Source organism: Mesorhizobium sangaii (assembly GCF_014207355.1).
GTDB lineage: Bacteria > Pseudomonadota > Alphaproteobacteria > Rhizobiales > Rhizobiaceae > Mesorhizobium > Mesorhizobium sangaii.
Map to the genome: position 1 here is coordinate 131618 of NZ_JACHEF010000006.1, position 19583 is coordinate 151200.

The window sequence follows — 19583 nt, forward strand, 5'->3', positions numbered from 1 at the left end:
CTGGAAACCGTTTGAGGGGTGCGGCTTCCAGTGTTCGCTCGAATGATCGTTCGGTCCTCACGCCCGTTTGAACAGGCCGGCAAGAAGCGAAATGACCAGGAAAGCGAGAAAGATGAAAAACAATATCTGCGCTATGCCCGCAGACGTGCCGGCGATGCCGCCGAAACCAAGCGCGCCGGCTATGATTGCCACGACGAGAAATACGAGCGCCCAGTAGAGCATGATCCATCTCCTTCGAATGGTGCGATGAAAACGTGAGTAAATGCGGTTTGTTCCACCATTTGCCGAAAAAGACGATGCTTGCAAATCGTTCTGGGCAGGGTGACGCCGGGAATTCGCCGATGACGGGTCCGGGCATCCAAAAGGCCGCCTGATGCATCGCATCAGGCGGCCTTTTGATACCGCGTCGTGCCGTCAAGAAGTGCTCCCTTAGGCGGCGGCTTTCGCCTGGCGATCGAAGAACAGCGCCTGGCTGATCAATGCCTTAACCATGTCGGGGTTGAACGGCTTGGTGACCAGAAAGGCCGGCTCGGGGCGTTCGCCGGTCAAGAGCCGCTCGGGGAAGGCGGTGATGAAGATCACCGGCACCGATGTCGAGGACAGGATCTCGTTCACGGCCTCGATGCCCGAGCTGCCGTCGGCAAGCTGGATATCGGCAAGCACCATCTTGGGTCGCATCTTGCCGAACATCGTCACCGCCTCGGCATGCGTGCGCGCCGTTCCGACGACGCGGTGCCCGAGGCTCTCGACCATTTCTTCTATATCCATGGCGATCAGCGGTTCATCCTCGATGATTAGCACGTCCGTTGCCACCTGGCGGGATATCTCGTTGCTAGCCTGGGCAAGCAGTTCTGAAAACTCCTGGTCGCCGACATCGAGGATCTCGGCCGCCTCATCCTCGCTGAAACCTTCGACGGCAACCAGCAGGAAGGCCTGGCGGGGACGCGGCGCAATCGCGTTCAGATTGGCGGCGGCGCGCTGTTCCCACGGCGACTGAGCCTGCTCCTGCGGGACGCGTATGGCGATCGACGTGAACAGCTTGGCGAAAACCTTGTAAAGCGCAATGCGGTCGCTCGAGGCCTCGGGAAAGATATCGACATCGGCGATGATGGCTTCGAGCATCGCGGCGACCAGCGCGTCACCACTCTCCTGCGATCCGGAAACGGCCCGCGAGAAGCGGCGCAGGAACGGCAGATGTGGTGCGATGGTGGCTGATAAGCTCATGGTAAGACGTCTCCCTCAGAATGACGTGGTTGCATAGAGTGCAGGTCAAGCTGATTGCAAGCCCCGCTTAAACAACGCAGGGCTTGAGAAAAAGTTCCGACCTTGATGGAACTAACGCGCCGGGACGGCGTTTGAAGTTCGGACGGGCAACCAGACGAGGGTGCCGCTTGCGTTGTGTTGAGTAGTGTTATGAGCGGCTTGGGCGCTGGGAATACAAGGGCAAAATGAAGGATATGACGAAAGATATTCTGGCTGGCGTCGCGGGCAGGCGCCGGAACGGTTCCGGTGACGCACTCGGGCCGAATTCCGAAATCGGACGCAAACTCAAACAATATTACGATGAGCTGGTCTCTGACGATGTGCCGGATCGCTTTGCACAGTTGCTCAGTCAACTGGAACAGGCCGAACCCGCACAGAAGAAGGACTGAAGCATGGCAGCGGTCTCCCAAGGCTTCAAGACCGATCTGCTTGGGGCAATCCCAAGCTTGCGCGCCTTTGCCGTGTCGCTAACGCAAAATGCCGACAAGGCGGACGATCTCGTCCAGGAAACACTGGTCAAGGCCTGGGACAAGCATGAGAGCTTCCAACCCGGCACCAATCTCAAGGCGTGGCTTTTCACCATCCTGCGCAATGAATTCTATTCGCAGATGCGCAAGCGCGGGCGTGAGGTGCAAGACAGCGACGGCATCATGACGGCCAGGCTTGCCGTTCATCCGGCCCAGCATGGCCAACTCGACCTGAAGGATTTTCGCGGCGCCCTCGAACAATTGCCGGAGGACCAGCGCGAAGCCATCATCCTCATCGGCGCGTCGGGCTTCTCCTATGAGGAGGCCGCCGAAATCTGCGGTTGCGCCGTCGGGACGATCAAGAGCCGCGTCAGCCGGGCCCGCACGCGACTGCAGGAGATCCTGAAGATCTCCGGCGAAGACGAGTATGGTCCGGATGCGATTTCGACCCAGGTAACGGGCTCGCCGGCCAACTGACCTGCGGTCGCGAGGCGCGATCCGCAGGAGTTGGATCGTGTCTCAGCCGGGAGAACCCCGTCCGCAGGCCGCCGCCACCGCTTGCATGAGGTCCTCACCCGAATAGGGCTTGCCGACCAGCCTGACGCCCGGAAACGATGTCTTGATTTCATCGGGATCCGAATAGCCCGAGGCAAATACGAACGGCACGCCTGCCGCGCGCAGGCCCGAGGCGAAATCGAGTGTCGAGGCGCCGCCGAGCATAAGGTCGACAATGGCGGCGTCGAAGTGCCTGGCGACCTGCCGACCGTCGATCTCGGCCAGATCGCGGGCGATCACCACCTCGTCGGCGCCATGATCACGGCAAAGCTGTTCGACATCCATGGCGATGAGAAATTCATCCTCCAGGACCAGAATCCGCAATCCATCAAGCAAAGGGGACACAGGCAAGGGCTCCTTGTAAGGATCGGAGTCATGATCGCTATTTGGCAAGCTGTCATTTAAAAAAGACATGTGCCCGTCCGGAACCTCGATCCGCGCAAACGCGTTGGGACGCAGCCTCGTGCGGGCTTTCGAAGAGGGGTCGAAATGTCAGGCCAGAACGGTCGTGCCGTCGCCAGTCGCCAGTATCCTTGCGAGAACTGCCCGTTGCGGCCGTTACCGGTCTTCCGCGACTTCGAAAAACAGGAACTAGCCTTCATCAGCAAATTCAAGAAGGGCGAGCTCGCCGTCGACAAGGGCGCCACGGTCCTGGTGGAGGGAAGCCACAGTGCCCATCTCTACACCGTGCTCTCCGGCTGGGCGTTCCGCTACAAGCTGTTGCAGGACGGCCGCCGCCAGATCCTCAACTATCTCATGCCCGGCGATCTGATCGGCCTGCAGGGCAGCGTGATGGGCGAAATGCAGCATTCCGTCGAAGCGCTGTCGCCGATGCTGCTGTGCGTTTTCGAACGCGAGTCTCTCCATGAGCTCTACCGCAATCATCCCGGGCTGGCCTACGACATCACCTGGATCGCATCGCGCGAAGAGCGCATGCTGGACGAGAATTTGCTCAGCCTTGGGCGTCGCAGCGCCATCGAGCGCGCCGCCTATCTTATCGCCTTTATCGGCAGCCGGGCCAAGGTCGTTGGCCTGAACGGCAAGCAATCCGTCCAGATACCGATCACCCAACAGCATATCGCCGACACGCTCGGCCTGTCGTTGGTCCATACCAACAAGACGATCCGCAAGCTGATGGACAAAAAGCTGATTGTTTGGCGCGACGGCGGTTGCGAGGTCACCGACAATGAAAGGCTCAAGCAACTCGCCGGCTGGGAAGGGCTGGGCGAGGCGCGCCGGCCGCTGATCTGACGAAACGCCTTTTTCTGAGCGCCAGCGGATCGGGTGCACACGCAAGCGTTTTCGGCTACTTTGTCCGTGATGCCGGAACCTTGAGACATGCGGCGCGTTTGAAATCAAGCAATCACAAGGAGTTAAGCAATGGCAACTGCCGCAGGAAAGACCGCAACCGAAAGCCGGTCGAATTCAGATCTCGAAGCCGATATCAGGCAATTGAAGGCCGATATCGACAAGCTTACCAAGCAGTTGGCCAAGACCGGCGAGCATGGCTACGGCACTGCGCGGCGTGCGGCGACGGAAGGGGTCGAGCAATTGCGTGCGCAAGGCGAGGCAGCCTTTGACAGCCTGCGCGGCAATGCCAAGGATATCGAAGCGCAGTTGATGGCGAGCGTGCGCGAAAAGCCGGTGACCTCACTGGCGATCGCCGCCGGTGTCGGCTTCCTCTTCGCGCTCCTCGCGCGTCGCTAGTCGCATTCCAGATGGGAATGCTCGCATCCCTGATTGCAGGTCTGGCATCGGGCGAAACCGTCGCCGCCATGCGCCGGGCGCGCACGGCGGCAATCGTCTATGGGCTCGCCATATCAGTGGCGCTCTGCGGCCTCGGCTTTCTGGTCGGGGCAGCCTATATCTGGACGGCAAGTCGCTACGGATCGCTTGCCGCCGCGCTGGGCTTTGGCGCCGGTTTCCTGCTGCTTGCGGGGCTGATCCTCCTGGTTTTCCAGATATCCGCAGGATCACGTGCCAGGCGTCGGGCACAACAGCGCAATGCCGACATGAAAGCGATCGGCATCACCGCGGCGCTTGCCGTGCTGCCGGCGCTGCTCAAGGGCAAAGGCGGTCTCGGCGTCATTCTCGGTCCGGCCGTGGCGCTGGCCGCCTACGCCATCTACCGCGAAAACGTGAAGTCAGACGATTCGGAAGAAGGCGAGCGGAAATAAGGTCATTTTCTTTTTGACCATGATCTCTCCGAAACCGGCTTCAACGTTGCGTCGCGGCCTTTCGGTTGCGATCATGGTTTGTCGCTCGACAGATCTTCCAGCGGCATCGAAATTTCGGCAAACACGCCGTCGGGCCGGAACTCATGGGTCACTTCGCTTGAAATGACCTTGGCAAGGCTGCGGCGGATGAGGATCGAGCCGAAGCCGTGTCGCTCCGGCGGGGCGACTTGCGGGCCGCCGCTTTCGCGCCAGGTCAGCACAAGCCGCCGGGCACCCTTTCTGCCTTGCGTCCTCCAGCCGAGATCAACCCTGCCGGACGCCGCCGACAGCGAGCCATATTGCAGCGCATTGCTGGCCAGTTCATGCAGGATCAGGCCAAGCCCGACGGCCTGGTCGGGCGAAAGCAACAACTCGTCGCCGGAGATCGTCATGCGCGGCTGGTCGGCGGTGTCGAAGGGCCTGACCTCGATCTGGACGAGTTCACGGATGCCGATGCCGCGCCACTCGCGGTCGGATAACAGATTGTGCGCGATGCCCAGGGCCTGAAGCCGTCCACCAAAAGCTTCGAGGAACTCGCTCGGCTGGCGGGCATGGCGCACCGTCTGCGTCGCCAGCGCCTGGACGGTCGCCAGCGTGTTCTTGACGCGGTGGTTGAGCTCGCGCAACAGCAGCCGTTGCCGCTCGTCGCCAAGCTTGCGTTCGGTGATGTCGTAGTTGACGCCAAAGATCAGGGTCGGCTTGCCGTCGCCGTCGCGCTCGATGACGCGACCACGCGTGGCGAGCCAGCGCGGCGGATGAAAGCCCTTCACCCGGTATTCGCCGAAATAGTCGTCGCTGCCGGTCAAGGCATCGCGAAAGCGGGTTTCGGTCTGGTGGACGTCGCGAGGATCGATGGCGGTGAGGATGTCGCGCGCCCGCAGCCGGTTCGAACGCGGCAGGTTGAACAACTCCGACAGCAAGGTGTCGCATTCGATGATGTCGGTGCGGATGTCCCATGCCCAACTGGCGAGCGAAGCCGCGTCGAGCGCGATGGCGCGCCGCTTTTCCTCTCGCACCAGCGCTGCTTCGGCGATGGCGCCGCTGCGGGTCGCATCCTTCAAGGTGAACAGGCTGCCGGCGAGGTCGGCAAGCGCCTTCAACTGCTCGAGCATGGCGCTGGACGGATAGGCATGCGGCTTGCGATCGAGCACGCACAGCGTCCCGATGCGGGCGCCTGCCACGATCATCGGCGCGCCGGCGTAGAAGCGGATATTGTGCTTGCCGGTGACCAGGGGGTTGGTCACAAAGCGTGGGTCCGTCGCGGCATCCGCCACAACCATAGGCTCGTCGCCGGCGGCAATCGCATGGGCGCAGAACGAGATATCGGTGGCGGTTTCGGTCTCGTCCAGACCGACACAGGATTTGAACCACTGGCGCTTATGGTCGACGAGCGTCACCAAGGCGATCGGAACCTGCATCGCCGCCGCGGCAAGGCTGCCTATGCGGTCGAAATCCGGATCGGCCCCCGTGTCCAATGCCTCCAGACCGTGCAGCACGGCCAGCCGAGCCTCGTCCTTGACCGCGCGCGCAACTTCGGCCGGCAGATTTGGCACTGTTTCCGCCTTGCTGTTCACCCAAGTCCCCAATGGCCCGTCCCGGCCTTCGCTGCATCTCGAATCTGCCGGCTCATGACCAGCCGGCGTCCCCGGAACCATCCTAGCGAGGAACCGTTACCCGACCGTGTTTCGCTGACCGCGCCAGTCGGCGTAAAACGAGACAAGGACCGATCAAGACCAAGATCATTCCCGAAAACAAAGCGCGTCAGGGAGGTTGGGGTTGGCACGGCTTGCGTATCCTGATTGCCGCACTGCTTCTGGCCTTCGCAGCATGGGGCATCGCCGAAATCTATGGTGAAATGGCCAAGACGCCGGCGACAGAGCAAGGAAGCGCGCCTGGCGGCTAGATTTTCGGCCTCCATCGTTCGAGATCGCATCAAGCAGCCTTCGCCTCTGCGATGCTGGCCGGCACCAGGACATTGAGCGCGCCAGGCCGGATTTCGATCGTCGTCTCACGGTCAAGCCTGACCAGTTCACCGTCGATGACGGCGCGGAACTTGCTGCTGCCCGAATGGATTTTCAGGACCGTTCGGTCAGCCTGATGAATTTCCACGTGTTCGTTGTCGCGCCATTTGCCGCGCGCCATGTTGAAGAAGAATTTGACCAATTCGGCACGCTGCTGAGCCACCGTGACATAGACGCCAAGCACGCCGCCGGCCGGGTTGTCGGCGTAGGGCAGGTGGCCCTCGCCGAACAGATTGTTGGTGATGCCGATGCCGGTGATGCGGGCCGCCATCTCGGCGTCGCCGATGCTGAGCGTCACGTTCATCGCCGGTGGATTGTTGATCGTCGCCCAGGCCGCCTTGGCCGAGGCGCCGATCTTTCCGAGGCGCGAACCGAATTCCATTTTTTGGCGCAACTGCACCATCTTGGCATGCATGCCGATCGAGAACTGATGAACGAAGGGCCGGCCGTTCGCCGTGGCCACGTCGACTGCGATGATCTCGCCGTCGGCGAAGGATTTCAGGGCGGCATCGAGGGACTGCGGAATACCCAGTCCGCGTGCGAACAGATTCATCGTGCCGGCCGGCAATATGGCAAGCGCCTTCCTGGTGCCCATCAGCCGAGCGGCGGCGGCAGAAATGGTTCCGTCACCGCCTCCGGCCAGGACGACATCGACAGAGTGTCGCGATGCAGCGCTGTCGAGCGTCTCCACCACTTCCTTGCCATCAACCACCTCAATGCTGAGGGAGTGGCCTGCCGTCTCCAGGGTCTGGCGCATCCTGTCGGAAAAAGCTGCAAGGTCCGTCGTGCGCAAGGTGCCACCGTCCCGGTTCAGCACCGCAGCAAATTTCATGCCCCGCTCCCGCCATTCCATCGAAATGCGGCCGGGACAAACCCAGCCATAGGCAGAAACGCGACGAAGCGGGAAAGGTTCCGCTTTGAGAAATCAACGGCGTAGCTACGGCCTCCAGGCTTCCCGCCGCTTGGTTTCGCCACGACGCGAAGTATTTTTTGCCGGAACAACAGCATGGTCACGACGTTGTGAAGTAGTTGTCACGTCCGGTCCGCCTCAGCGACGTTCAACCGGGCGCGGCGTGTACGAATCACCCACGAGGAGAGACCATCATGACCCAAAAACTCTTAGCCACGACGGCACTCGCAGCGCTGGTCGCGACCGGGGCCTATGCGCAGAGTGCGACAACCCCGGCACCCGCGCAGACCCCCGCCGTTCAGGAGCCAGCCGCCGCTCGGGTGCACGCCGAAGGCAGCATTGTCACCAACATCATCGGTGAGACCGTCTACAACGGCACCGGCGACGATGCCGAGAACATCGGCAAGGTCAGCGACGTCGTCTTCGACAAGGACGGCCAGGCCAAGTCCGTCGTCATCGGCGTTGGCGGTTTTCTGGGTGTCGGAGCGAAGAACGTCGCTTTCGATTACGACAAGCTGCAATGGGCCGAAAAGAACGGCGACCGCTGGCTGGTTGCCCAGACGACCAAGGACGAACTGACGGCGCAGCCGGAGTTCGACAGCAAGTCTTACGCGCCGGCTCCGGCGCCGGTCGCATCGACGGATGCGAAGGCTCCGTCGGCATCCGCGCCGGCTGACACCGCGCAGGCACCCGTCGACATGAACGCTGCTCCGGCCGAACCAGTGAAGCGCGCCGCCGGCAATCTCGCCACCAATATCATCGGCGAAACCGTCTACAACGGCACCAGCGATGACGCGCAGAACATCGGCAGCGTCAACGACATCGTGCTGACGAAGGAAGGCAAGGCCGAGTCGCTTGTCATCGGCGTCGGCGGCTTCCTCGGCCTTGGCGCCAAGAATGTCACCTATGACTTCGGCAAGGCCCAGTGGGCGGAGAAAAACGGCGACCGCTGGCTGGTGGCCCAGACCACCAAGGAGGAATTGCAGGCGCAGCCGGATTTCGACCGCAAGGCCTATGATCCGGTACCGGCAACGACGGCTTCCAATGAGCCGGCGGCATCCGCACCTGCTGCTGCACCGTCCGATGCCACGGCTCCTGCCGTCGCTCCGGCTGACAAGACGGCGGAGGCTCCTGCTGCTTCGACACCCGATGCCTCGGCACCCGACCAGACCCAGACGGCGGCAATCGACAAGTCGACCTTGACCGAGATGCCTGTCGGCGAGATTCGCGCCGACGACCTGAAGGGCACGACCGTCTACGGCGCCAATGATGCCAAGGTCGGCGAAATCGGTGACGTCGTGCTGGCGCCCGACAACAAGACCGACGCGGTCATCGTCGACGTCGGCGGCTTCCTCGGCATTGGCGAGAAGGAAGTCGCGGTCGGCATGGACAATCTCAAATTCATGACCGACAAGGATGGCAAGAGATACCTGTACACGACCTTCACCAAGGAACAGCTCGAGGCTCAAGCTGCCTACGAGAAGGGCAGCTATGCCGAGAAGCGCGACCAACAGCGCATGATCGTGCAGTAAGAAGCAACGAGGGCAGTAGGGCAGTAGGGCAGTAGGGTGCGGCGCAGTTCAGGCCTGCTGCTCTACTGCCTTGATCCCCTGCTAACATGGCCGGCAACACCGTGCTCGGTCAGCTCGGCCAATGCCAGCGACTGGTCGAGGTGTTCGGCTCGCCAGGCAAGCAGTCTTTCGGCGAACTCCAGCCGCACGGCCAGGTAGGCCGGATCGGTGGCGAGGTTGTTCAATTCGCCCGGATCGTTTTCCAAGTCGAACAACAGCGGCGGCAAGTTGCCGCCGAAATGCACATACTTGAATTTCTCCATGCGGATGACGGCGAGATTGCATTGGCGTGAGGCGATGCCGAAATGCCGCTCGGCGTCACCCTGGGCAATCGCGCGGAAATCGAACTCCCAATGCGCGGCATCGCGCCACGCCGCAGGTGTCCCGCCGCTCAGGAACGGCTTCAGCGAGCATCCGTCCAGATGCGGTTGTGGGGCTTCGCCGAGCAGGTCGAGAAGCGTCGGCAAGATGTCCACCGCTTCGGTGAACCGATCGACGCTGCTGCCGGCAGCCATGCCGTGGCGCGGGTCGCGGATGATCAGCGGAATGTGGTAGCTGCCGTCGAAATAGCCGCCCTTGCCCAGCATAAAATGGTCGCCCATCATCTCGGCGTGGTCCGACGTCAGCACGATGATGGTGTCGTCCCATGCGCCCGCGGCCTTGACCAGTTGCCAGATACGGCCGAGCTGCGCGTCGACCTCCGAGATCATGCCGTAGTAGATCGCGCGGATGCGGCGAAAGTCGTCGACGCTCCAATCATGCACCTTTCCACTGGCGTCGGGGCGGAACTTGGCCTGCTTCTGCCGGTCGAGATCATAGCCGAGATAGGGGTGGCTCTCCGCCTCTGCCTGCCAGCTTGCCGCACGGTGGAAGGCGGGACCGTCGGCTGGATCATATAGCGTGTTGTATGGCGCTGGCGCGATGAAGGGCGGGTGCGGGCTGATGAAGGAAAGATGGGCAAACCATGGCGCGTCTTCCTCCTGCTCGCCGAGCCAGCGCGTGAATTCGCCGGTCAGGAAGGAGGCCGGGGTTTCGTCCTTCGAATAAACGGGCGGTGCGTTGCCGACGGCGGCCTCGGCCTTGCCGCCTTCGTTCACCGGGCGATGGATGTCAGGCGATCCGGCGCCGGTGTCGATGCCCCGCTGCTTGAGCCATGACAGCCACTGCTTCTGATGCTCGGGCAGCAACTGGCGCACCGTGAATCCCGGCAGCACGCCTTCATAGCTTTGCAGCCGTGGGTCGCCCGGCGCCAGCAGGCGCGGGTCGAGCGATACATCGGTGTAGCCGAACAACGTCGGATCATAGCCGAGGTTGCGGGCATGCAGCGCGATGTTGCCGTGACGGGCGTCGAGCGGCGTGCCGTTGCGGCAGACGCGGTTGTTCATCTGATAGAGGCCGGTGTAGAGGCAGGCGCGGGCCGGCGAGCAAGGTGCCGCACCACCATAGTGCCGCTCGAACAGCATACCCTCGGCGGCCAGCGCGTCGGCATTCGGCGTCTTCACAACCGGATGGCCGGCAGCCGACAGGCAATCGCCGCGCCACTGGTCGCATGTGATCAGAAGAACATTCGGACGCCTGGCTTTTCCGGTCACTCGCGATACCCTTATCCTGTATGGTCGAACGCCGGTCATGGAACCGAATTTCGGCGACGGCGCAAGCCTGACATGTTCGTCAATTGGTGAACAAAGTTCGTTTGATTGTTCACTCATGAAGCACAGTCCATTCTGTGTTTGCCGCCTTTGCCGCAAACTGTGAAGCCCTCATATAGGCGTGGACAGCGGCAAGGGCCGCACAAGCACCAAGGGAAGGAGCAAGACAATGCTCGATCAGATCAAGGGCCTGCATCATGTCACCTCGATGGCCAGGGATGCCCGCCAGAACAACGACTTCTTCACCAGGAAACTCGGTCAGCGCCGGGTCAAGAAGACCGTGAATTTCGATGCGCCTGACGTTTACCATCTCTACTATGGCGACGAGGCCGGCACGCCGGGTTCGGTGATGACCTATTTTCCGTTTCCCAACATTGGCAAGGGCCGTCATGGCGTCGGCGAAGTCGGCACCACGGTCTACTCCGTGCCGGAAGGCACGCTCGCCTATTGGGAAAAGCGTTTTGCCCAAGAAGGCGTCTCTGGCGTGTCGCGCGACGAGACATTCGGCGAGAAGCGCCTGGCTTTTGCCGGACCGGACGGCGATGGTTTCGCCCTAGTCGAGGACAAGGCCGACGCCAGAAAGCCATGGGCGAAAGGCGGCATCCCCACCGATGAGGCGATTCGCGGCTTTCACTCCGTGGCGCTCAGGCTGAAGGATGGCGGCGCCACCGAGGAGCTGCTGAAGTTCATGGGCTACGAGGAGATCGACAAGTCCGGAAATGTCAGGCGGCTGGCGGTGAAGAACGGCAATGGCGCCGACGTCATCGACATCGAATCGCTGCCGGGTGCCGCCTTCGCAGATCTCGGCGCCGGCTCTGTTCATCACGTCGCCTTCGCCGTCGTGAACCGCGCCAAGCAGCTCGAAGTGCGCAAGGCGTTGATGGACACCGGCTATCAGGTGACGCCGGTGATCGACCGCGATTATTTCTGGGCCATCTATTTCCGCACGCCGGGTGGCGTGCTGTTCGAAGTCGCCACCAACGAACCGGGATTCGATCGCGATGAGGATACCGCCCATCTCGGTGAGGCGCTGAAGCTGCCGACGCAGCATCAGCATCTGCGGCCCTATCTCGAACAGCACTTGCAGAAGCTGGAAGGCTGAGACCATGAGCAAGGACGCTTACACTTACAAGGTGCTGCCCGGTTCGCCGGGCGGTCCGTTGCTCTTCGTCTTCCATGGCACGGGGGGCGATGAAAACCAGCTTCTGTCGCTGGGGCGCGATCTCTTGCCCCAGGCAACCATCATCTCGCCACGCGGCGATGTGGCGGAGCATGGTGCGGCGCGCTTCTTCCGCCGCACCGGAGAGGGCGTCTACGACATGGGTGATCTGGCTCGGGCGACGGACAAGATGGCCGGCTTCATCAAGGCCCATATCGAGGCGGCGAAGCCGTCATCCGTGTTCGGCCTCGGCTATTCCAACGGCGCCAACATCCTGGCCTCGGTGGTGTTTGCCGCGCCGGCGATGTTCGATGCCACGGTGCTGATGCACCCGCTGATCCCATTCGAACCTGAGATTAACGGCAGTCTCGCCGGGCGTCACATTCTCGTGACCGCCGGCCAGCGCGATCCAATCTGTCCGCCGAACCTGACAACGCGGCTCGAAGCCTATTTGCGTGCCGCCGGCGCCGATGTCACAGTGGAGTGGCATGACGGCGGGCACGAGGTGCGGCCAAACGAAATCGAGGCGGCACGGCATCTGTTTGCCGGCGCCACCCAGGGAGTATAGCGATGCCGGACCAACTGCCTGAAATCGAACTGGAAGATCGCGGTTCCAAGGGTCGCTACGTCCTGCGCGGGCCGGACGGCGCCGAGGCGGAGATGACCTTCACCAAGATCGGCGAGCACCAAATCATCATCGACCATACGGAAGTGCCGGACGTCTTCCGCGGCCAGGGTGCAGGGCTTCGGCTCGTCACCCGCGCCGTCGAGGATGCGCGCGCGGCGGGCAAGAAGATCATCCCGCTTTGCCCGTTCGCGAACGCCCAGTTCCGCCGCCATCACGAATGGGCAGACGTGCTGAAGCAGTAGGATCGGCCGGCATTTCGTCGATCGGAACGGCGCGACATCAGGCTGTCGTCCCGCTTCGATGGCTTTGGCATTTGCACGGGTAGCGCATCTTGCCTAAGTGGATATGATCTATCGCAGCCACCGCGCCGACAAACGAACCGAATGATCCCCCAATGACCGAAACCGACCTTGTTCCCGTCTTCGACGGCCATAACGACACGTTGCTCAGACTCTACCAGTCAAAAGACACGGACGTCGAAAAGCTGTTCATCGAGGGGAAATCGGGCGGCCATGTCGACGTGCCGCGCGCGAAAGCCGGTGGCTTTGCCGGCGGCATGTTCGCCATCTTTCCGCCGCCCGTCGAGAAATCCAGGCGCAGCGCCGTGCCGTTGGCGCCGAGCGATGCCGAGCCGCTTCCGCCCGAGGTTCCGCGCGCCGATGCGTTGACCTCGACGATCGCGATGGCCTCGATCCTGTTCAGGCTGGAACGAGCCGGGGGGCTGACCGTCTGCCGCAGTGCCGGCGATGTCCGCAACGCCATGGCGCAAGGCTCGATCGCGGCTGTGTTCCACATCGAAGGGGTCGAGGCGATCGATCCCGAACTCACCATGCTCGACGTGTTGCATGCTGCCGGCCTGCGCTCGCTCGGCATCGTCTGGAGCCGGCCGAACGCCTTCGGCCACGGCGTGCCGTTCCGCTTTCCGTCCTCGCCCGACACTGGCCCCGGGTTGACCGATGCCGGCAAGGCGCTGGTCAAGGCCTGCAACCAGCTGAAGATCATGATCGACCTGTCGCATCTCAACGAGAAGGGCTTTCGCGATGTCGCAGCGCTCAGCGATGCGCCGCTGGTCGCCACCCATTCCAACGTGCACGCGATCTGCGGCCATTCGCGCAATCTCACGGACTGGCAGCTCGGTGCGATCCGCGAATCCGGCGGCATGGTCGGGCTGAACTTCGCCACCGGATTCCTGCGCGAGGACGGCCGCATGAATGCCGACACCAGCCTCGACATCATGGTGCGCCATGTCGATTCGCTGCTGCAGGCACTGGGCGAGGACGGTGTCGGCCTCGGCTCGGATTTCGACGGCGCCATGATCCCGGCCGTCATCGGCGATGTCGCCGGCTTGCCGAAGCTCATCGATGCATTGGCCGCGCGCGGTTTCGGCCGCGCGCTGATCGAAAAGATCGCCTATCGCAACTGGCTGAGCATGCTGGAGAAAACCATAGGCTAGAAAGACCTATTCGAAACCCATGCGCTTGAGCCAGTCCTTGCCGACACCGCGATCGCGGATGATCGGCAACGGATCCTCCGAATCGAGCCTTGCGCAGATGCGGTACACCTCGAGCGTCTCGGCGCTCATCTCGCCGCGCTTGTAGAAGAACATGGCGGCGGCATAGCGCGTGCGGCCCGACCATTTCTCGCCGAGCGGCGTGTTGACCAGCTCCCATTGCTCGGCGGCTTCGAGTTCGGATTCGTCGATCATGGTCAGAAATCCGCCGGCGGATTGGCGGTGCGGCGGTCGAGCTTGATGAAAGGACGCGCCACCACCTTGGCCCGCTTCATCAGCTTCTGATACTGCAGCTCGCGCATGGCATAGATCTCGACCCAGAGGTCGTCGACCATGGTATCACCGTACGGCCGCGCCAGCGAGGCAATGGCGATGTTGCGCTTGGCCATCGGTGACCACATGGCGGCGCTGACCAGGCCGACCTCCTGGCTTTTCTTGTGGTAGACGATGGCATGTTCGGCGGGGATGTTGCCTTCGATCTCCAGTCCGACCAGCACATGGCGCAGCTTGCGTTTCGCCCTGGCGTCGAGGATGGCGCGGCGACCGTTGAAATGGCTTTTCTCCAGATCGATCATGAAGCCGAGGCCGATCTCGTCCGGCATGCGTAAGCGGTCGGCGCGGATGGCGTGCTCGGCGGTGGTGAAATCCGCATTGGCGACGATCAATCCGGCCTCGAGCCGGGCGCGATTGAGCGCGGTGTAGCCGATGGCGCGGATACCGCGCAGTTGGCCGGCCGCCATCAACCGGTCCCACAGGCTGAGTGCCCTGTCGGCCGAGACGAACAGTTCGTAGCCGAGATCGCCGGTGAAGCCGGTGCGCGAAATGCCGACGGTGCCGCCATCATGCGGGAAATCGGCGAGGTCGAATATTTTGAGCCTCTCGACGCTGGCGAAGCCGGCATCACGCAGCACCGCGAAGGAGGTCGGCCCTTGCAGCGCGAGCCCAGCGACAGCCTCGGTCTCTTCCTCGACCGTCACATCGAAGCCGATCGCGCTATCGAGCAGCCATGGCAGATGCCGCTCCTGCGAACACAGCCGGAAGCGCGTCGGCGACAACCGGAACAGCGTGCCGTCATCGAGGACGAAACCCTCGTCGTCGCACCACGCCGTGTAGTGGACACGGCCGGGTTTCAGCTTGGTGACATCGCGCAAGGTGACGCGGTCGAGGAAGGCTTCGGCATCCGGCCCCTCGATCCGGTATTTGGTCATTGGCGAAATGTCGAACAGCGCCGCCTGGCTGCGGATGGCGAAGTATTCGAGTTCCTCGTCCCACAGCGAATGTGGGGCGCGATAGCCGGCCCAATTGTACCAGTCCTGGGTCTTGGCCAGCGCGTCGATGCGCGGCTGGAACGGCGTGCCGAGCCGCAGCGTGCGGAAATGGTCCTGCGCGGCGATGCGGGCGGAAACAGCCGCGTTGACTGTCTTCGAGACGGGCTTCTTCCTGGTTGACTGGGCCATGGCTTACCCCTTCATCGCAATGATGCGCCGCGCGGCGTTGAGGCCGGGAGCGCCGGAGACGCCGCCCCCGGGATGCGAGCCGGCGCCGGCCAGGAACAGCCCTTCGATCGGTGTGTCATAGCCCGACCAACCGGACACCGGTCGCGAGATCAGCATATGGTCGGCCTGCAATTCGCCGTGGTGCCAGTGGCCACCCGGCATGCGGTAGCGTGTTTCGATGTCGTCAGGTGTCAGAAGCTCTGCGTGCACCACGCTTTTGCCGATGCCAGGCGCATAGGCTTCGAGTTGAGCCATGATCGCCTTGAGGAATTTCGGCTTGCCGGCATCCCAGCCCTCTTTCAGCGCGTAGGGCGCGTATTGCACGACCGCCGACAGCACGCAGGCGCCGCTGGGCGCGAGCGACGGGTCGGCAAGGCTGGGCAGTGTGATCTCCATCACAGGCTCGGGCGAGAACTCGCCATATTTGGACGGGTTGAAAGCGCGCTCGACATGATCGGGCGAAGGCGCGATCACCAGGCGACCCTTGTGGCCGGCGGCATCGACACCGCTGAATTGCGGCGGCCGGTCGAGCGCCAGATTGAGCTTGGCCGCATCGCCTTTCATGCGAACGTTTTTCACCTTGCGCACAAAGCCGGTATCGATCTGGCGCGGCCCGACAAGGTCGAGGAAAGTGGTCGCCGGATTGATGGCCGAGACGATCGTCCTGGCACGCAGCACCTCGCCAGTGTCAAGCGCGACACCGACGGCGCGGCCTTTCTCGACGATGATCCTCGCCACCGGCGTCGACGTGAGGACGGTAACGCCGGCTTTTTCCGCCGCGGCGCGGATGGCAGCGACAACCGCGCCCATGCCGCCTTGCGGCTGTATCTGCGCGCCGGCCGCACCGCCGGTCTCGCCGGCCAGCCGGTAGTAGAGACCGAGCAATGAGGTTGGCGAGCGGGGGCCGAGATGGCTGCCAAGCGTCGCATCGAAGGCGAGCAGGCCTTTCAGCCTGATATCGGCCAACTGCTCGTCGAGCAGGTCGGCAACGTTCATCAAGAGCACGCGCAGGAAGTCGCGCATGTCTTCCTTGCCGAGCTTCTTCAGCGCCAGCGCGGCCTGGCCGAACGAGGCGGTCTCGAGCAGCGACATGCCGGCAAGATCTGGCGGGCGGCGGGACAGGAACGGCTTCAATATGCCGGCATAGCGCAGCAGCTGCGCGCGCAATTCCTTCCAGGCCGCCTGCTCGGACGGACTGGCGCCGGTCAGCACCTCGCCATAGGCGCCATGCAGGACCAGCGGCGGGCCGTCCTTCGACAGCGCAACCGACGGCATGAAGTCGGCACGCGCGCATTGCAGTCCGTGCATGTCCAGCTCCAGCGCCTTGACCACATCGGGATGCAGCCGGTTCAGCAGATGGGCGATTGACGAGACGCGAAAGCCCGGAGCGAATTCTTCGGTGCGCGCGGCGCCACCGACCTCGCTTTCGGCCTCCAGCACCAGCACCTTGCGGCCGGTCTTCGCCAGCGCGGCCGCGGCGACGAGGCCGTTGTGGCCGCCGCCAATGACGATTGTCTCAGATGACGTCATGGGCAGCACTCATATGCGAGGTCGATTTGGCGAGGTCGCGCAGGATTTCCGCCGCGGCATTGCGGCCGGGCGCACCCATGACGCCGCCGCCGGGATGGGTCGAGGAGCCGCACATATAGAGGCCGCCGACCGGTGAACGGTACTGCGCGTAACCCGGCACGGGACGGTTGAACAAAAGCTGGTCGAAGGTCAGTTCGCCCTGGAAGATATTGCCTTCGGTGAGGCCGACCTCGGCCTCGATCTCGCGCGGGGTGCGCACCTCCATGTGGACGATGCGGTCGCGAAAGCCGGGCGAGTACTCGGCGATCTGCGAAATCACGCTTTCGGCGAAGCCGTCGCGGTCGGCATCGGTCCACTCCGCCCCTGCAATTTTGGGCGGCGCGTATTGCACGAAGCAACTCATGAAGTGCTTGCCGGGCGGCGCCATGGTCGGGTCGAGCGTCGTTGGAATAACCATGTCGAGGAACGGGTCAGCCGACCAGCGCCCGGCCTTCCAGTCGTCATAGGCGCGCTCCATGCGCTCCACCGAATCGGTGAAATGCATGTCGCCGCGATAAACCGGCGAATCCTTCGGCAGAGCCGGGAATTCCGGCAGCGAGTCGAGGGCGATGTTGACCTTGCCGGACGAGCCGCGGATCTTGAAGTTCCTGACCCGGCGCAGGAAGATGTCGGGCAATTCCTTTTCCTCGACCAGCTTCAGGAAGGTGCGCTTCACGTCCGCATTGGAGACGACGAGCTTGCCATAAAGCTCCTCGCCGCCAGCCAGCACAACACCCTTGGCCTTGCCCCTGCCGACCAGTACATGGTCGACCTCGGCGCCGGTGCGGATGGTGCCGCCCGAGGCCTTGAATGCCGCTGCCAGCGCCTTGGTCACCGCGCCCATGCCGCCGCGCGCATAACCCCAGGCGCCGACCGAGCCGTCGACTTCGCCCATATAGTGGTGCAGCAGCACGTAGGCGGTGCCCGGCGACATCGGCCCGAGCGCGGTGCCGATGATGCCGGACAAAGCAAAGTTCGCCTTGATCACGTCGGTCTCGAAATATTCGTCGAGGAACTCCGAGATCGACATGGTCCAGAAGCGCAGCGTCAGCGCCATTTCTTCGGCCGACAGGCCGGCAAATTTCTTGCCGAGATAGAGCAGTTCGCCGAGGTCGCGCGGCCGCAGGCTGGTCGGGTCGGGTGCGGTGCGCATCAGAAGCGGCTGGATGAAGCGGCACTGTCGCGTCACATCGCGGGCGTAGCGGTCATAGGCTTCGGCGTCGCGTTTCGAGAAGCGGGCGAATTCGCGCCGGTGGGCATCGTGGTCGCGGTAGTTGGCGAGGTAGTCGCCGTCGCGCGTGAACACCGCGCCGCCCTCGTAGGAGATGACCTGCAGGCCGAAGCGCGGCAGTTCGAGGTCGCGCATGATCTCCGGGCGAAACAGCGAGCAGACATAGGAGCAGTTGGAATAGAGGAAGCCCGGCGTCAATTCCCGGCTGGTGGCGGCACCGCCGACCCAGTCGTTCTTCTCGACCACCAGCACGTCGAGGCCAGCGCGCTGCAGATAACAGGCGTTGACCAGGCCGTTGTGTCCGCCGCCGATGATGATCGCGTCCCAAGCTTTCATTTTGGCCCAGTCTTCCCGTGAGACCCGCTCTTCATTTTTGCGTGATCTGTTCCCGAATGCGCGGAATTTGGCATAGCAGCCGCCATTTTGTCCAGCCATATTGAATGAATGTTCAACAAATGGTGTTGCGTTTTGCCCTGTATGCGCTACGCTTTGCCGGCAATCGAAAGTGCTCAAATCGGCTGACGGGGCCGAGGTGCGATGATCGAAACGGCAGTAGCCGAGCCTGAGTATGACGACACCGCCATCCGCTTCCTCGAGGCGCTGTGGGGCGACGGCTACCTGTCGCCGGGTGGGCCGGAAGAGGTCGACCGGGTGGTCGAAGGGCTCTCGCTCCAGGGCAAGACGATCCTCGACATCGGCTGCGGCTCGGGCGGCATCACGCTGCATCTGGTCGAGCGTCATGGCGCTGCCCACGCCACCGGTTTCGATGTCGAACAGCCGGTCATCGAGACGGCGATCCGGCGCGCCGCCGCGCGTGGGCTCGCGGATCGTGTCAGCTTCATCCAGGCGCCACCGGGCGCACTGCCTTTCGCAGATCGTTCCTTCGATGTCGTCTTCTCCAAGGATGCGCTGCTGCATGTGCCCGACAAGGACGCCCTGTTCGCCGAGATTTTCCGGGTGCTCAGGCCGGGCGGTGTCTTTGCCGCCTCCAACTGGATGATCTCGCATGACGGCGAACCGTCGCCGGAGATGAAGGCCTATGTCGCTGCCGAAGGTCTGTCCTTCGCCATGGCGTCGCCGACGCGCTATGCGCAGGCGATGCGCCGGGCCGGCTTTGCCGATGTCACGGTCCGGGACCGCAATCCCTGGTACCGCGATGTCGCGCGCGGCGAACTGGAAAGGCTGAAAGGACCGCTCTATCCGACTGTGGCAGCGGTGGTCGGTCCCGCCTATGTCGACAAGAACATCCGAACCTGGGAAGCCATGCAGAAGGTGCTTGACAGTGGCGAACACCGTCCCACTCATCTTCGCGGTCGGAAGCCGGTTGGATAGCCGGCG

21 protein-coding genes are annotated in these 19583 nt (G+C 63.0%); 11 read left to right on the forward strand and 10 right to left on the reverse strand.

Features of this window, described 5'->3' with window-relative positions; translation table 11 throughout:
- Window positions 1-57 precede the first annotated feature (57 nt).
- A complete protein-coding gene (locus HNQ71_RS26180; RefSeq protein WP_027031438.1) occupies window positions 58-222 on the reverse strand; it encodes a DUF1328 domain-containing protein in 165 nt (54 codons plus the stop codon).
- 207 nt (window positions 223-429) lie between these two features.
- Window positions 430-1224, reverse strand: a complete 795-nt coding sequence (locus HNQ71_RS26185) for a response regulator (RefSeq protein WP_184875841.1) — start codon at window positions 1222-1224, stop codon at window positions 430-432.
- A 224-nt stretch (window positions 1225-1448) separates the two neighbouring features.
- Here HNQ71_RS26185 and HNQ71_RS26190 point away from each other — a divergent pair, with 224 nt between their 5' ends.
- Window positions 1449-1652 (forward strand): NepR family anti-sigma factor, encoded by a 204-nt coding sequence (locus HNQ71_RS26190; protein ID WP_184875843.1) that lies wholly within the window; start codon window positions 1449-1451, stop codon window positions 1650-1652.
- A 3-nt stretch (window positions 1653-1655) separates the two neighbouring features.
- A complete protein-coding gene (locus HNQ71_RS26195) occupies window positions 1656-2207 on the forward strand; it encodes a sigma-70 family RNA polymerase sigma factor (RefSeq protein WP_095089299.1) in 552 nt (183 codons plus the stop codon).
- 42 nt (window positions 2208-2249) lie between these two features.
- Here HNQ71_RS26195 and HNQ71_RS26200 read toward each other — a convergent pair whose 3' ends face one another.
- A complete protein-coding gene (locus tag HNQ71_RS26200) occupies window positions 2250-2570 on the reverse strand; it encodes a response regulator (protein WP_184876343.1) in 321 nt (106 codons plus the stop codon).
- Between the two features lie 204 nt (window positions 2571-2774).
- Between HNQ71_RS26200 and HNQ71_RS26205 the strand changes: the two genes are divergently transcribed.
- From HNQ71_RS26205 to HNQ71_RS26215, 3 genes are all read left to right on the forward strand, one after another.
- Entirely contained in the window at window positions 2775-3536 is a 762-nt protein-coding gene (locus tag HNQ71_RS26205) for a Crp/Fnr family transcriptional regulator (RefSeq protein WP_184875845.1), read from the forward strand.
- 129 nt (window positions 3537-3665) lie between these two features.
- On the forward strand, window positions 3666-3992 hold the full coding sequence (locus HNQ71_RS26210) for an ElaB/YgaM/YqjD family protein (protein WP_184875847.1): 327 nt from the start codon (window positions 3666-3668) through the stop codon (window positions 3990-3992).
- Window positions 3993-4003: 11 nt separating this feature from the next.
- On the forward strand, window positions 4004-4462 hold the full coding sequence (locus HNQ71_RS26215) for a hypothetical protein (protein WP_184875849.1): 459 nt from the start codon (window positions 4004-4006) through the stop codon (window positions 4460-4462).
- A 71-nt stretch (window positions 4463-4533) separates the two neighbouring features.
- Here the strand turns inward: HNQ71_RS26215 and HNQ71_RS26220 are convergent, their stop codons facing one another.
- Both HNQ71_RS26220 and HNQ71_RS26225 read right to left on the reverse strand, forming a co-directional pair.
- Window positions 4534-6054, reverse strand: coding sequence for a sensor histidine kinase (locus HNQ71_RS26220; RefSeq protein WP_425492270.1), 1521 nt, complete (start codon window positions 6052-6054; stop codon window positions 4534-4536).
- A gap of 379 nt (window positions 6055-6433) precedes the next feature.
- Window positions 6434-7354: a diacylglycerol/lipid kinase family protein gene (locus HNQ71_RS26225; RefSeq protein ID WP_184875853.1), complete on the reverse strand. Its 921-nt coding sequence runs from the start codon at window positions 7352-7354 to the stop codon at window positions 6434-6436.
- A gap of 272 nt (window positions 7355-7626) precedes the next feature.
- Here HNQ71_RS26225 and HNQ71_RS26230 point away from each other — a divergent pair, with 272 nt between their 5' ends.
- Window positions 7627-8964 (forward strand): PRC-barrel domain-containing protein, encoded by a 1338-nt coding sequence (locus tag HNQ71_RS26230; RefSeq protein ID WP_184875855.1) that lies wholly within the window; start codon window positions 7627-7629, stop codon window positions 8962-8964.
- 62 nt (window positions 8965-9026) lie between these two features.
- Here HNQ71_RS26230 and HNQ71_RS26235 read toward each other — a convergent pair whose 3' ends face one another.
- Window positions 9027-10595, reverse strand: coding sequence for a sulfatase-like hydrolase/transferase (locus HNQ71_RS26235; RefSeq protein WP_184875857.1), 1569 nt, complete (start codon window positions 10593-10595; stop codon window positions 9027-9029).
- 226 nt (window positions 10596-10821) lie between these two features.
- On the opposite strand from HNQ71_RS26235, the gene HNQ71_RS26240 reads away from it, so the two are divergent.
- The 4 genes from HNQ71_RS26240 to HNQ71_RS26255 all read left to right on the forward strand — a co-directional run bounded on the left by HNQ71_RS26240 (window position 10822) and on the right by HNQ71_RS26255 (window position 13892).
- Window positions 10822-11754, forward strand: a complete 933-nt coding sequence (locus HNQ71_RS26240) for a VOC family protein (RefSeq protein WP_184875860.1) — start codon at window positions 10822-10824, stop codon at window positions 11752-11754.
- Between the two features lie 4 nt (window positions 11755-11758).
- On the forward strand, window positions 11759-12379 hold the full coding sequence (locus HNQ71_RS26245; protein WP_184875862.1) for an alpha/beta hydrolase: 621 nt from the start codon (window positions 11759-11761) through the stop codon (window positions 12377-12379).
- Window positions 12380-12381: 2 nt separating this feature from the next.
- Window positions 12382-12681 (forward strand): GNAT family N-acetyltransferase, encoded by a 300-nt coding sequence (locus HNQ71_RS26250; protein ID WP_095089283.1) that lies wholly within the window; start codon window positions 12382-12384, stop codon window positions 12679-12681.
- Between the two features lie 152 nt (window positions 12682-12833).
- Window positions 12834-13892, forward strand: coding sequence for a dipeptidase (locus HNQ71_RS26255; protein ID WP_184875864.1), 1059 nt, complete (start codon window positions 12834-12836; stop codon window positions 13890-13892).
- Between the two features lie 6 nt (window positions 13893-13898).
- On the opposite strand, the gene HNQ71_RS26260 is transcribed toward HNQ71_RS26255, so the two are convergent.
- The 4 genes from HNQ71_RS26260 to HNQ71_RS26275 are packed head-to-tail and all read right to left on the reverse strand — an operon-like array spanning window position 13899 to window position 18581.
- A complete protein-coding gene (locus tag HNQ71_RS26260) occupies window positions 13899-14144 on the reverse strand; it encodes a hypothetical protein (RefSeq protein WP_184875866.1) in 246 nt (81 codons plus the stop codon).
- Between the two features lie 2 nt (window positions 14145-14146).
- Window positions 14147-15406 (reverse strand): aminomethyl transferase family protein, encoded by a 1260-nt coding sequence (locus HNQ71_RS26265; RefSeq protein ID WP_184875868.1) that lies wholly within the window; start codon window positions 15404-15406, stop codon window positions 14147-14149.
- 3 nt (window positions 15407-15409) lie between these two features.
- Window positions 15410-16975, reverse strand: a complete 1566-nt coding sequence (locus HNQ71_RS26270; RefSeq protein WP_184875870.1) for a phytoene desaturase family protein — start codon at window positions 16973-16975, stop codon at window positions 15410-15412.
- Window positions 16962-18581: a phytoene desaturase family protein gene (locus HNQ71_RS26275; protein ID WP_184875872.1), complete on the reverse strand. Its 1620-nt coding sequence runs from the start codon at window positions 18579-18581 to the stop codon at window positions 16962-16964. The genes HNQ71_RS26270 and HNQ71_RS26275 overlap by 14 nt, the downstream gene beginning before the upstream one ends.
- Before the next feature lie 201 nt (window positions 18582-18782).
- Here HNQ71_RS26275 and HNQ71_RS26280 point away from each other — a divergent pair, with 201 nt between their 5' ends.
- Window positions 18783-19577 (forward strand): methyltransferase domain-containing protein, encoded by a 795-nt coding sequence (locus HNQ71_RS26280; protein ID WP_184875873.1) that lies wholly within the window; start codon window positions 18783-18785, stop codon window positions 19575-19577.
- The last annotated feature ends 6 nt before the right edge of the window (window positions 19578-19583 follow it).

Excerpts from the sequence above, each read along its gene's own strand:
- HNQ71_RS26205 (WP_184875845.1), top strand. The coding sequence starts at position 2,775 with ATGTCAGGCCAGAACGGTCGTGCCGTCGCCAGTCGCCAGTATCCTTGC.
- HNQ71_RS26265 (WP_184875868.1), bottom strand. The coding sequence starts at position 15,406 with ATGGCCCAGTCAACCAGGAAGAAGCCCGTCTCGAAGACAGTCAACGCG.
- HNQ71_RS26230 (WP_184875855.1), top strand. The coding sequence starts at position 7,627 with ATGACCCAAAAACTCTTAGCCACGACGGCACTCGCAGCGCTGGTCGCG.
- HNQ71_RS26255 (WP_184875864.1), top strand. The coding sequence starts at position 12,834 with ATGACCGAAACCGACCTTGTTCCCGTCTTCGACGGCCATAACGACACG.
- HNQ71_RS26200 (WP_184876343.1), bottom strand. The coding sequence starts at position 2,570 with ATGGATGTCGAACAGCTTTGCCGTGATCATGGCGCCGACGAGGTGGTG.
- HNQ71_RS26215 (WP_184875849.1), top strand. The coding sequence starts at position 4,004 with ATGGGAATGCTCGCATCCCTGATTGCAGGTCTGGCATCGGGCGAAACC.
- HNQ71_RS26225 (WP_184875853.1), bottom strand. The coding sequence starts at position 7,354 with ATGAAATTTGCTGCGGTGCTGAACCGGGACGGTGGCACCTTGCGCACG.
- HNQ71_RS26240 (WP_184875860.1), top strand. The coding sequence starts at position 10,822 with ATGCTCGATCAGATCAAGGGCCTGCATCATGTCACCTCGATGGCCAGG.
- HNQ71_RS26180 (WP_027031438.1), bottom strand. The coding sequence starts at position 222 with ATGCTCTACTGGGCGCTCGTATTTCTCGTCGTGGCAATCATAGCCGGC.
- HNQ71_RS26280 (WP_184875873.1), top strand. The coding sequence starts at position 18,783 with ATGATCGAAACGGCAGTAGCCGAGCCTGAGTATGACGACACCGCCATC.
- HNQ71_RS26270 (WP_184875870.1), bottom strand. The coding sequence starts at position 16,975 with ATGACGTCATCTGAGACAATCGTCATTGGCGGCGGCCACAACGGCCTC.
- HNQ71_RS26260 (WP_184875866.1), bottom strand. The coding sequence starts at position 14,144 with ATGATCGACGAATCCGAACTCGAAGCCGCCGAGCAATGGGAGCTGGTC.
- HNQ71_RS26250 (WP_095089283.1), top strand. The coding sequence starts at position 12,382 with ATGCCGGACCAACTGCCTGAAATCGAACTGGAAGATCGCGGTTCCAAG.
- HNQ71_RS26245 (WP_184875862.1), top strand. The coding sequence starts at position 11,759 with ATGAGCAAGGACGCTTACACTTACAAGGTGCTGCCCGGTTCGCCGGGC.
- HNQ71_RS26190 (WP_184875843.1), top strand. The coding sequence starts at position 1,449 with ATGAAGGATATGACGAAAGATATTCTGGCTGGCGTCGCGGGCAGGCGC.
- HNQ71_RS26210 (WP_184875847.1), top strand. The coding sequence starts at position 3,666 with ATGGCAACTGCCGCAGGAAAGACCGCAACCGAAAGCCGGTCGAATTCA.
- HNQ71_RS26275 (WP_184875872.1), bottom strand. The coding sequence starts at position 18,581 with ATGAAAGCTTGGGACGCGATCATCATCGGCGGCGGACACAACGGCCTG.
- HNQ71_RS26195 (WP_095089299.1), top strand. The coding sequence starts at position 1,656 with ATGGCAGCGGTCTCCCAAGGCTTCAAGACCGATCTGCTTGGGGCAATC.
- HNQ71_RS26185 (WP_184875841.1), bottom strand. The coding sequence starts at position 1,224 with ATGAGCTTATCAGCCACCATCGCACCACATCTGCCGTTCCTGCGCCGC.